Below are 10,240 nucleotides of genomic sequence, written 5' to 3'. Positions count from 1 at the left end.
GGGGGGGGGGGGGGGGGGGGGGGGGGGGGGGGGGGGGCCTGTTCCGCCCCCCCCCCCCCCCCCCCCCCCGGGGGCCCCCCGCCACCGGCACCCACCACGAACAGCAAGCGCCCCCGCCCAAACCACACCCACCCCGCCGAAGGCGAAAGCAACAGACGACACACGGCGCCGCACCCGACAACGTGGGAAGCAGGGCTAGGAGCCCAAAACGGCTACGAGCCCAAAATCGTGGCCAAGAACTCCCCCACCCACGACAGCAGCTCGCGGCCGACCAGCGGCTTGCCGCCGATCTTGCCGGTGGCCGGGCGCGGCACCAGGATCTGACGGGTGGCCGGCTTGAGGACCGTACGGGGGTGGAGCCGCTTGAGCCGCAGCTCCTGCGATTCGCGCAACTCCACCGGCCCGAAGCGGATGTTGGAGCCCTGCAGGGTGATGTCCGAGACGCCGCAGGAGCGGGCGAGCATCCGCAGACCGGCCACCAGCAGCAGGTTCTCGACGGGCTCGGGCAGCTTGCCGTAGCGGTCGACCAGCTCCTCGCGGACGGCCGCGATGTCCTCCTCCGAGGAGGCGGACGCGATGGCCCGGTACGCCTGGAGGCGCAGCCGCTCGCCGGGGGCGTAGTCGTGCGGGACATGGGCGTCCACGGGAAGCTCGATCTTGACTTCGAGCGGGGGCTCCTCCTCCACGCCGCCTTCCAGGGAGGCCCGGTAGTCGGCGACCGCCTCGCCCACCATCCGTACGTAGAGGTCGAAGCCGACGCCGGCGATATGGCCGGACTGCTCGCCGCCGAGGAGGTTGCCCGCGCCGCGGATCTCCAGGTCCTTCATGGCGACGTACATGCCCGCACCCATCTCGGTGTGCTGGGCGATGGTCGCCAGCCGCTCGTGGGCGGTCTCGGTCAGCGGCTTCTCCGGCGGGTAGAGGAAGTAGGCGTAACCGCGCTCGCGGCCGCGGCCCACCCGCCCGCGCAGCTGGTGGAGCTGGGAGAGGCCGAAGTTGTCGCCGCGCTCGACGATCAGGGTGTTGGCGTTGGAGATGTCGATGCCCGATTCGACGATCGTCGTCGAGACCAGGACGTCGAACTTCTTCTCCCAGAAGTCGACGACGACCTGCTCCAGCGCCGACTCGCCCATCTGGCCATGAGCGGTCTGGATGCGCGCCTCGGGGACGATCTCGCGGAGCCGGGCGGCTGCCCGGTCGATCGACTCGACGCGGTTGTGGATGTAGAAGACCTGGCCCTCGCGCAGGAGTTCACGGCGGATGGCGGCGCCGATCTGCTTCTGCTCGTACGGGCCGACGAAGGTGAGGACCGGGTGGCGCTCCTCGGGCGGGGTGGTGATCGTGGACATCTCGCGGATGCCCGTCACCGCCATCTCCAGGGTGCGCGGGATGGGCGTGGCGGACATGGTCAGGACATCGACATTGGCACGGAGCTTCTTCAGCTGCTCCTTGTGCTCGACGCCGAAGCGCTGCTCCTCGTCGACGATGACCAGGCCCAGGTCCTTGAACTTGGTCTCGGAGGAGAACAGCCGGTGGGTGCCGATGACGAGGTCGACGGTGCCGTCCCGCAGCCCTTCGAGGACCGCCTTCGCCTCGCCGTCGGTCTGGAAGCGGGACAGCGCCCGGACGTTGACCGGGAACTGGCCGTAGCGCTCGGTGAAGGTGCCGAGGTGCTGCTGGACAAGGAGGGTGGTCGGGACCAGGACCGCCACCTGCTTGCCGTCCTGGACGGCCTTGAAGGCGGCGCGGACCGCGATCTCCGTCTTGCCGTAGCCGACGTCGCCGCAGATCAGGCGGTCCATGGGGACCGACTTCTCCATGTCCTCCTTGACCTCGGCAATGGTGGAGAGCTGGTCGGGCGTCTCCGCGTACGGGAAGGCGTCCTCCAGCTCGCGCTGCCAGGGGGTGTCCGGGCCGAAGATGTGGCCGGGCGCCGCCATCCGGGCGGAGTACAGCTTGATGAGGTCGGCGGCGATCTCCTTGACGGCCTTCTTGGCGCGGGCCTTGGTCTTGGTCCAGTCGGCGCCGCCGAGCCGGTGCAGGGTCGGGGCCTCGCCGCCCACGTACTTGGTGACCTGCTCCAGCTGGTCGGTGGGGATGTAGAGGCGGTCGCCGGGCTGGCCGCGCTTGGCAGGTGCGTACTCGACGAGGAGGTATTCGCGGGTGGCGCCCTGGACCGTGCGCTGCACCATCTCGATGTAGCGGCCGACACCGTGCTGCTCGTGGACGATGAAGTCGCCCACTTCCAGGGTGAGCGGGTCGATGGTCTTGCGGCGGCGGGCCGGCATCCGGGCGCCGTCCTTGCCGGCCGCCTTCTGGCCGGAGAGGTCGGTCTCGGTGAGGACGGCGATCCGGAGCTCCGGGTCGATGAAGCCGTTGTCGAGGGAGCTGCAGGAGACATGGACGAGGGACGGGGAGAGCTCGGCGAGGTCGGCGTCCAGACGGGCGGGGATGCCCTCGCCGCCGAGGACCTCGACCGTGCGGGCCGCCGGACCGTGTCCCTCGGTGAGGAACAGCGTGCGCCAGCCGTCCGCCAGCCACTGCTTGGTGTCGGCCAGCGCCCGCTGGGTGTCACCGCGGTAGGTGTCGGGGGCGTGCATGCCCAGCTTGAGGGTGTCGCCGTCCCTCTCCAGCTCCTCGCCGGACGCGAAGGGGCTGACCGACCACCACATCATCCCCAGCTCGCGCGCCCGGTCCCGGACGTCCGCGAGGCCCCACAAGGAGGCCGCACCCACATCGATCGGTGCCTCTCCGCCGCCGGCGCTGGCCGCCCAGGACGCCTGCAGGAACTCCTGGCTGGTCGCCACCAGGTCGGTGGCCCGGGTACGGACCCGCTCCGGGTCGCACACCACCGTCATGCTCCCGGCCGGCAGCACGTCCAGCACCAGCTCCATGTCGTCCACCAGGACCGGGGCCAGCGACTCCATGCCGTCGACGGCGATCCCCTCGGCGATCTTGCCCAGCAGTTCGCCCAGTTCGGGATGCTGCTCGGCGAGCGCCGCGGCCCGCTCCCGGACGGTGTCGGTCAGCAGCAGCTCACGGCACGGCGGCGCCCACAGGCCGTGCTCGGCGACCTCCAGGGACCGCTGGTCGGCGACCTTGAAGTAGCGGATCTCCTCGACGTCGTCGCCCCAGAACTCCACCCGCAGGGGATGCTCCTCGGTCGGCGGGAAGACGTCCAGGATCCCGCCGCGGACCGCGAACTCACCGCGCTTCTCCACCAGCTCGACGCGGGCGTACGCGGCCGCCGCCAGGCCGTCGACGATCTCTCCCAGGTCGGCGCTCTGCCCCGTGCGCAGGCTCACCGGTTCCAGGTCGCCCAGGCCCTTGACCTGCGGCTGGAGCACGGAGCGGATGGGGGCGACGACGACGGAGACGGGGCCGGCCGTCGGGTCGTCCGTGCGCGGGTGGGCGAGCCGGCGCAGCACCGCAAGGCGCCGGCCGACGGTGTCCGAGCGCGGGGAGAGCCGCTCGTGCGGCAGCGTCTCCCAGGACGGGAACTCCACGACGGAGTTGTCCTCGCCGGCCGGCATCAGGCTGCGCAGGGTGGCGGCGAGGTCCTCCGCCTCCCGGCCGGTGGCGGTCACCGCGAGCACCGGGCGGCCGGCCTGCCGGGCCAGCGCGGCGACGGTGAGCGGGCGGGCGGCGGGCGGCCCCACCAGATCCACATGCGGCCGGTTCCCGTCGGCCGCGGCCTGCAGCGCTTCGGCGAGCGCCGGGTCCCGTACGACGGCGTCGAGCAGACCAGTCAGGCTCATCAGAAGGTTCCGTCCCAGCGAGGCGAACAACGCAGCAGCCCGACACGTCTCACGGGCCGGGGTTGCCAAGCGTACGCCCGCCCGCCACCCGGGCGGGCCGCAAGCCCGGGACGCCCCGGCGCGCCGGACAGCTCGCGCCGGGGCCGCGCTCCCGGCCGCGGCGCGAGCCGTCAGCCGGGAGCGGCACCGATCAGCCGCGAACGGTACCGATCCTCCGCGAGCGGCACCGATCAGCCGGCGACCCTGACCGCGGCGTAGTACTTGTCCGCGGTCTTGAGGCAGGCGGCCTTCATTTTCTTCCGCATCGCCGGGGTGAGCGGGTCGGCCCAGGGCTTGTACTGGCAGGCCTGGCGCATGTCCTGCAGGAATACCTCGTCGATGCGGTTCTTGTGGTCCCTGCGCCAGGCGGGCTTCCCCACAATTGTTTTGTAGTTGCGGTAACCGAAGTCGTGGCGGTAGCAGGAGTGGTAGAAGTTGTAGCCGCCCGGCAGCTTGTCCGGCGAGCTGTTGCAGCCGTTGGTGCTCCAGTTGAACCGGAAGTAATTCGAGCCCGAGCGGTACTGCCCGAGGTACTGGTACCAGTCCGTCCGGGACGCCTGCCCCTTGCCGGTCAGCGACTTGAGCTTCGTCAGCCGGTACGCCCCGCCGACCGCGGGACCGGCCACGTCGGCCGCGGAGACCTGCTGCGCCACGGCGGACGGTCCGGACGTGACCGCCCCCGTTGCCGGCGTCGCGGCGAGCGCGGGTGCCGCCGTCCCGAGAGCGAGGACACCGGCCAGTACGACACCTCCGAAAGAGGTCCGCATCGTGTTCACTTGTTTCCCTTCCCCGATGTCATGCTGCAGAGAAGCCGCGTGCGAAATCGGCTTCGGGAAGGAAACTAGCGTGGCGATGCGCCTCCGCAGGAGGAATTAACGGAGCGCCCGGGCACCCCTCAAGGGAACCCTGCATTCCGCACGGCCGGACATGGCGAGAGAAGAGATAACTTGATCACTATGTCCGGATGCGACCGGTACCCAAAAGGGGTTCCCTGCGCATAAACCCCCGACGCGCACACCGCTGTGATCCGGGACACCTCTCCCGCCGCGGCCGCCCGTGCGCCCCGCCCCGGAGCCTGCCGAGTCGCCGCCCGGCCCGGATGCGCGGTTCCGCGCTGCGCGCCCGCATGGAAGGGTGCAGCGTACAAGGACCTGCGGAAGGCCCTGCGGAGGGGGAACGGTGACCAACAGCGCGCGACCTGCCGGCCACGGCGCACGCGAGGCCCTGCGGACGGCGGGCCCGGCGCCCGCGGATCCGCGGCGCCGCCCCGTCGTCGCCGCCCTCATGCTCGGAATGGCGCTGGCCGCCCTCGACTCGACGATCATCGCCACCGCCATCCCCCAGATCGTCGGTGACCTCGGCGGCTTCGCGGTCTTCTCCTGGCTCTTCTCCGGCTATCTGCTGGCCGTCACCGTCACCCTGCCCGTCTACGGCAAGCTCTCCGACACCTTCGGCCGCAAGCCCATCCTGATCACCGGCATCGTGCTCTTCCTCGCCGGTTCGCTGGCCTGCGCGGGCGCCTGGAACATGGCCTCGCTGATCGCCTTCCGGGTGCTCCAGGGCCTGGGCGGCGGCGCCCTCCAGGGCACCGTCCAGACCATCGCCGCCGACCTCTACCCGATGAAGGAACGCCCCAAGATCCAGGCCAGGCTCTCCAGCGTCTGGGCCACCTCGGCGGTCGCCGGACCCGCGCTGGGCGGACTGCTCGCCGCCTACGCCGACTGGCGGTGGATCTTCCTGGTCAATGTGCCGGTGGGGGCGGTGGCCCTCTGGCTGATCGTGCGGCACTTCTCCGAGCCGGAGCGGGACCGGCACGGTCCGCGGGCCCGCCGCCCGCGCGTCGACTGGCCCGGCGCGCTGGCGATCTTCGCCTGTGGCGGGCTGCTGCTGACCGCCCTGGTCCAGGGCGGGGTGGCCTGGGCCTGGCTCTCCGCGCCGTCCCTGCTGCTGTTCGCCGGCAGTGCGCTGTGCGCCGCGCTCACCGTCCTCATCGAACGCCGTGCCGCGGAACCGATCATCCCCGGCTGGGTCTGGCGCCGCCGTACCATCTCGGCCGTCAACCTCGCCCTCGGCGCCCTGGGGCTGCTGATGGTCGCGCCGACCGTGTTCCTGCCCACCTACGCGCAGGCGGTGCTGGGCCTGGGCCCGACGGCCGCCGGCTTCGTGCTCTCCGTCATGACCCTGAGCTGGCCGGTCTCGGCCGCGCTCAGCAGCCATGTCTACAACCGCCTCGGCATCCGCACCTGTGCGGCGGTCGGCATCGGCGCGGCCGGTCTGATCCTGCTCGCCTTCCCCCTGCTGCCCTACCCCGGCGCGGCCTGGCAGCCCGCCCTGATCATGCTGGCGCTCGGCGCCGCGCTCGGCCTCTTCCAGCTCCCGCTGATCATCGGCGTCCAGTCCTCGGTCGGCTATGCCGAGCGCGGCACCGCCACCGCCTCCATACTCTTTTGCCGCCAGGTCGGCCAGTCCCTCGGCGCCGCACTGTTCGGCGCCCTCGCCAACGCCACCCTCAACGACCGCCTGGCGCACGCCCCTTCGGACATCCGCCCCGGCCTGCCCGGCGACCTGGACGCGGTCTCACACGCCCTCCAGCACCCCGGCGCCCTCACCGCCCATGCCACCGACTACCTCCGCCGCGCCGTCGACACCACGGTCGACCACGTCTACCTCGGCGCCGCCGCGGCCGCCGGGCTCGCGCTGGCCGCGCTGGTACTGCTGGCACCACGGCGCTTCCCGGTGCACACGGACACCCGTGGGACGGGCGAGGGGGAGCCGGGCGCGAAGTAGCCGGGCAGGAAGTGGCCGGCGGGGCGGGCGGTCAGGCGCCCGGGCCGCCGCGCCGACGGGGCAGCTGCGTCTCCAAGGTGTCGTCCTCGTCGGAACCGGAACCGGAGCCGGAGCCCTTGCCGGATCCGGAGCCGTTGCCGAAGCCGCCGGCGGCGGTGCCCGCGCCACCGTTCCGTCCGCCGCCCTCCGCACTCCCGACGGCCTCGTCGCCCCCCTCCGCCACCGGTGCCTTCCCGGTGAGCACCGCCAGGCTGTTGCGGACGTGGGTCATATGGACGCGTACCTCTTCGCGCTCCGCGTCGTGTTCGCGCAGGATCCGCTCCGTGGCGCGCTCGATGCGTTCCACCTCCGCCCGGGCCTGGGCGAGGAGTCCGGCGGCGCGGTCCTCGCCGTCCTCCTGGCGGTGCCGGGCGGCCTCCTCCGCCTCCGCGTACAGCCGCCGGGCGTCGGCGCGGGCGGCCTTCCCGCGGGCGTCCAGTTCCGCGACGCGCCGGTCCGTCTCCGTCTCCAGCGCCACGAGTTCCCGCCCGGCCGCGTCCCACTCCTCCGTCTGCCGTTTCTCCTGGTCGCCGAGCAACTGCGCGGTGCGCCGGCGCACCTCCGCCAGCCCCTCGGCCGCCTCGCTCCGCAGCCGCTCGGCGTCCTCGGCCGCCACGGCCGCCAGTTCCGTGACCTCCCCGCGCGCCGCCCGCTCCGTCCGCCGGGCCCGGGTGTCCGCTTCGGCCCGCAGCGCGTAGGCCGCCCGCTCGGCCGCGTCCCGGACGTCGTCCGCGTGGGCGGCGGCCCCGCCGCGCGTCTGCTCGGCCGCCTGCTCCGCCTCGGCCCGCAGCCGTGCCGCCTCGGACTCCGCGGTCGTCAGGATCAGCCGGGCCTCGCTGCCGAGCGACTCGTACGTCTGCGGCGGCTGCTGCGCCAGATAGCCGCGCAGCTCCGCGAGTTCGGCCTCCATCTGGTTGGACAGGACGGTGAGCCGTGCGGCGCGCTCCCAGCAGGAGTCGCGGTCCACCGAGAGCCCCGTGACGCGGCGGTCCACATCCTCCGGCCGGTAGCCACGTCCTCGTACGGCCTCGAACCCGTGAGGCGAAACCGATGCACTCATCCCTCAAGCCCCTCTCCGCCGCGCACAGCAGTCGCGCGACCCGCAGCGTTCCGCTTCATTTCGCATGATTCCCTGCAGCACCGTGCAGTGACGCGCACTTCCCGTGGATCGCACCGAAGCCGCACCCTCGCGACACTCCGCCCAACCCACCCACCAGGATGCGTTATTTATCGCCAGAAGTCGGAATCCGATCATCTGCGCGCAGCGCCTGGAACAACCGCCTCGCCCCGGTTTCGTCCCACTGCAGCACCGATCCCACCCCGCTCACCATCACCCCGGGCCGTACCACCGGAACCGTCGTCGCCGTCCCCTCGCCCCCGGCGATCTGCTTCATCGACCAGCCCATATCCAGCACCCGCGCCATGTCCGCACCCTCGTCCACGGTCAGCGCCGCCAACGAGGTGTGCAGCACCCGCTGCAGCCGGGACGGATCGAGGAGGACGTCCGGGGAGGCCATCTCGTCGGCAACCGCACCGAGCAATTGCCGCTGGCGCTTCACCCGTCCGAGGTCACCGTCGGGGTCGCTATACCGGGCCCGCACGTACGCCAGCGCCTGGGTGCCGTTCATCCGCCGGCAGCCCGCCGGGAAGTCCGCCCCCGACTTCTCGTCCCGCAGCGGCTTGTCCAGACACAGCCGCACACCGTCGAGGGCGTCCACGACCCGCACGAACCCCAGGAAGTTCACCTCGGCATAGCGGTCCATCCGCAGCCCGGTCGCCTGCTCCACCGTTCGGGTGAGCAGCTGGGGCCCGCCGTCCGCATAGGCCTCGTTGATCTTGCGGTTGCCGTGGCCCGGTATCGGGACATAACTGTCGCGCGGCAGGCTGACCAGCGACGGTCCGTGATCTCCGTAGTGCAGCACCATGATCGTGTCGGTGTTCCGCACGTCGTTGTTGCCGACGTGCAGCTCCTTGCGCTGCTGCGGGGTCAGCGCGCTGCGGCTGTCCGAGCCGACCAGCAGCCAGTTCGTGCCCCTGCCCGCGGGCGGCCGCCCCGGATAGTCGGCCAGCGCGTCCATGTGCCGCAGCTGCCGCCCCGCCGAGACATACAGCCAGGCCCCGATCGCGACCACCACCACGACCAGCACCAGCAACGCCACCAGGAGCCAGACGAGCCACGCCCACCGGCGCCGGGGCGGGCCCGGCCCGCGCAGCGACCCGGGCGTCCGCCGCCGGTGCCACCAGCGCGGGCGCCCCGCCCGGTACAACGTCGCCGGCGTCGACGACGACGGCGGCTGCGACAACGGGGGTATCGGACGGCCCATATACGCATGGTCAGGGCACCCGACCCGTCCCGCAGGTCGAGCGCCCTGACCAGGTCGCTACCGCAGAGCCTGCCGCCGGTTCCGGTGGCGCTCCGCCACCGCCCCTACAGCAGCCCGTCCCACATCTGCTCCAGCAGCACCGACCACCAGGTCTCCGGCGAACCCAGCGCCGGCGGGTCCAGCGCGACCAGCTGCGCCTGGAAGTCGACGGTCCAGCGGCCCGCCTGCTCAGGCGTCAGCCCGTACCGCAGCCGCCACATCCGCCCCAGCATCGCCAGACAGCGCGCGAACTCCGGCAGACCGGAGTTCACAAACTGCGGCGTCGCGGGCGCCCCGCCCGGCCCGGCCTCCATCGGCACCGCCACGATGTGCGCGGTCCCGTACTGCACACACAGCTGCCGGCCGAAGTCATTGCCCATCACCAGATACGACCCGGCGTCCGAGGCGGGCTGCACCATCCGCTCCGCCGCCAGCTCCGCCAGCGTCGGCACCGGACGGCCCGGCTGCGCCTGCGCCCAGAAGAACGGCCCGAAGTCGACCGGCAGCCCGGACCACACCAGCGTCTGCGCCACCACCTCGGGCACCCCGTGCCGGGAGACCGACCGCTGATCGAAACGGAAGATCCCCTGCGGACCGAACGCCTGCTCCAGCTCCTGTCCGATCGCCTGCGGCGGCACCGGGGGCACCGGCTGCACCTGCGACGGATGCGGCAACGGCGCCCGCACCGGCGCCGGCCGCGCCGGACCGTCCGCGACCTGGTGCAACTCGCCCTGATGCTCGACGAGATGCCGTACGCCCTGCTGGCGCGAGGCATGGTCGCTGCCGTACGCGGCGGTATGGCTGATCCGCACCTGCGGCCAGTTGTCCCGGATCATCCGGGCGCAGTAGCCACCCGGCAGATCACAGCACTCCAGCTCCGTGTGCAGCTCCAGCACCTGCTGCGGGGGAACGTTCATCCCGCGCAGCTCGTGCAGCAGCTGCCACTCCGGATGCGGCGTACCGGGCGCCGAACGACGCACGATCTTCTGCTCGGAGCCGTCCGGCGCGCGATAGCTCAGTACGGCCATATAGCCCGGGCCGACGGTCGGCTGACCGCTGGGCGCCTGCGGATAGCCGTACGCACCGCTGCCGCCGGGGGGCTGGCCACCGGGGCCCTGCTGCGCCCCGGGCGGGCCCTGCGGCGGTCCGGGCTGTCCCTGCGGAGGTCCGGGCGGAGCGGGCTGACCGGGCGGCGGGACCGGGGGCGGGGCGACGGGACCGCCCGGCGGCACACCGGGGCCGCCGGGACCGCCG

General features: G+C 72.5%; 6 protein-coding genes. 1 reads left to right on the top strand and 5 read right to left on the bottom strand.

Annotation, left to right across the window (positions count from 1 at the left end; all coding sequences use genetic code 11):
• Positions 1-212 precede the first annotated feature (212 nt).
• Together mfd and ACF088_RS36665 are read right to left on the bottom strand one after the other, a co-directional pair.
• Entirely contained in the window at positions 213-3,758 is a 3,546-nt protein-coding gene (gene mfd / locus ACF088_RS36670) for a transcription-repair coupling factor (RefSeq protein WP_392380257.1), read from the bottom strand.
• Between the two features lie 230 nt (positions 3,759-3,988).
• Positions 3,989-4,564, bottom strand: coding sequence for a phospholipase A2 (locus ACF088_RS36665; RefSeq protein WP_392380256.1), 576 nt, complete (start codon positions 4,562-4,564; stop codon positions 3,989-3,991).
• Positions 4,565-4,976: 412 nt separating this feature from the next.
• Between ACF088_RS36665 and ACF088_RS36660 the strand changes: the two genes are divergently transcribed.
• Positions 4,977-6,584, top strand: a complete 1,608-nt coding sequence (locus tag ACF088_RS36660) for an MFS transporter (protein ID WP_392380255.1) — start codon at positions 4,977-4,979, stop codon at positions 6,582-6,584.
• Positions 6,585-6,615: 31 nt separating this feature from the next.
• On the opposite strand, the gene ACF088_RS36655 is transcribed toward ACF088_RS36660, so the two are convergent.
• From ACF088_RS36655 to ACF088_RS36645, 3 genes are all read right to left on the bottom strand, one after another.
• Complete coding sequence (locus tag ACF088_RS36655; protein ID WP_392380254.1) at positions 6,616-7,683, bottom strand: cellulose-binding protein; 1,068 nt, start codon at positions 7,681-7,683, stop codon at positions 6,616-6,618.
• Between the two features lie 163 nt (positions 7,684-7,846).
• Positions 7,847-8,782, bottom strand: coding sequence for an LCP family protein (locus tag ACF088_RS36650; RefSeq protein ID WP_392380264.1), 936 nt, complete (start codon positions 8,780-8,782; stop codon positions 7,847-7,849).
• A 269-nt stretch (positions 8,783-9,051) separates the two neighbouring features.
• A partial coding sequence (locus ACF088_RS36645) for an SUKH-4 family immunity protein (protein WP_392380253.1) occupies positions 9,052-10,240 on the bottom strand: 1,189 nt, incomplete at its 5' end.

It is taken from the genome of Streptomyces sp. NPDC015125 (assembly GCF_043080045.1).
Classification (GTDB): domain Bacteria; phylum Actinomycetota; class Actinomycetes; order Streptomycetales; family Streptomycetaceae; genus Streptomyces.
This window is presented reverse-complemented; position numbering and strand designations above follow the sequence as displayed.

What these genes read in the sequence shown, in the direction of transcription:
- ACF088_RS36665 (WP_392380256.1), bottom strand. Translation starts at nt 4,564, where the DNA reads ATGCGGACCTCTTTCGGAGGTGTCGTACTGGCCGGTGTCCTCGCTCTC.
- mfd (WP_392380257.1), bottom strand. Translation starts at nt 3,758, where the DNA reads ATGAGCCTGACTGGTCTGCTCGACGCCGTCGTACGGGACCCGGCGCTC.
- ACF088_RS36655 (WP_392380254.1), bottom strand. Translation starts at nt 7,683, where the DNA reads ATGAGTGCATCGGTTTCGCCTCACGGGTTCGAGGCCGTACGAGGACGT.